The organism is Acidovorax sp. Q11, assembly GCF_054950075.1.
Map to the genome: position 1 here is coordinate 1 of NZ_JBUDZG010000075.1, position 1,501 is coordinate 1,501.

At 65.3% G+C, this 1,501-nt stretch carries 1 protein-coding gene; it reads right to left on the reverse strand.

Translation table 11 applies throughout. The features are described from left to right. The coding region (locus ACYZGB_RS22720) for a carboxypeptidase regulatory-like domain-containing protein (protein ID WP_462391252.1) at window positions 1-1,352 on the reverse strand (1,352 nt) is incomplete at its 3' end. Between the last annotated feature and the right edge of the window lie 149 nt (window positions 1,353-1,501).

Here is a 1,501-nt window from a genome sequence, read left to right on the forward strand (position 1 = left end):
TTGGCCTGCCCGGTGGCGTCAAAGTACCCCGTCCGGCTGGCCTTCAGGGTGATGGCCCCTGGCACCACACCATTGATCAGGTACAGCCCGTTGGCATCGGTTGTGCCCGTCATGGCCTGACCGGTGATGGAGATGGTCACACCAGCAAGGGGGGAGCCGCTTGCGCTGTCCCGCACGGTGCCGCTGATGACGGCGGTGCTGCTGCTGGCAGGCACCAGCATTTGCACGGTGCCCAAGTCCGTGGTCTGTCCGGTCTGCAGGGTGGCGGTGATCTGTACGGTGCTGTACCCCGTTGCCGTGGCGGTCAGGGTGTAGGCCCCGGGGGTCAGCCCTTGTACCTGTATCTGCCCTGATGCGTTACTGCTGGCGCTGAGGTTGCCAGCGCCCGTGCCGGTGAGTTGCACGCCAGCGATGGGGGTGCCTGTGCTTCCATCCACAAACTGGAGCTTCAGTGCGGCCTGGGCAGGGTTGACAGGAGCGCGGCCCGTCAGGACGAGGGCCCGCAGGGCCACGGCGGTGGTCCAGGGGTCGTTGTTGTTCCAGGCCCCGTTGGTGGCCTGGCCTGCAAGAAGCCAGGTTTGGACGGCCGATGCGAGGGTGGGTTGTGTGCCGCTGTAGGGATGGACAGCTTCGTAGACGAGCGCCGTGACGCCGACGTTGGATTGCCAGTGTCCGGCTGCATTGACCTGTGCCAGCAGGTAGCTGGCAGCTTTGTCTGCAATGGCTGAGGCAGCGGCTGAGCGCTGGCGGTGTTCCAGCAGGCCGCGCAGAACGCTGGCGGTGGTCAGCAGGTCACTGCCTGTGCCTGTCCCTGTGCCGATGGTGAAGCTTCCATCTGCCTTTTGTTGTTGCTGCAGCCAGGCCAGGGTGGGGTCGGTCTGGGCGCTGCTCCACTGGCTGGCCAGGGCCTGCAGGGCCCAGCCGGTGTCCAGTGCGCTGGGGCCTGTCTGGCCCTCGAAGGCTGCAAAGCCATTGGTGGCTGTGCGGCGGCTTTGCAGTTCGGAGGTGCGTGGAATCTGGCTTTGCTGTTGCTGCAGCCACTGGGTGCAGGCCAGCACTTCAGTGACGGTCTCGCCAAAGGGGGCGCTGTCCAGGGCGGCGGTGAGGGCTGCAGGTGCAGCTCCCGGGCCGGAGAGTTCCAGCAGGGTGCGGGCGACTTCGCAACGGCTTTGCGCCACAGTGGCGGCGCTGGAGACACTGGCAAGCTGCCCGCCTGTCTGGACCTGCGCCTGGAGCCAGGTGAGACCTTTGGCGGTATCCGCAGAGCCGATGCTGGGAATGGCCGCCACCAGGGCGAGGCACAGCCACTGCCGCACGGCAGTGGCTGCGCGGTGAACTACCGTCGCGCGCATGTAGGAGATCCCTCTCTTCTCTCATCGCGCGCGCAGAAAGTGTCTACGACCAATGCGTGTTGGCCTTACTCCCCTGGCTTGCAGATGCAGAGCTTTGTTGCAAACTGTTCTTATTGGCAGCGGATGTTACTGGGGTTGACGCTGTAAAC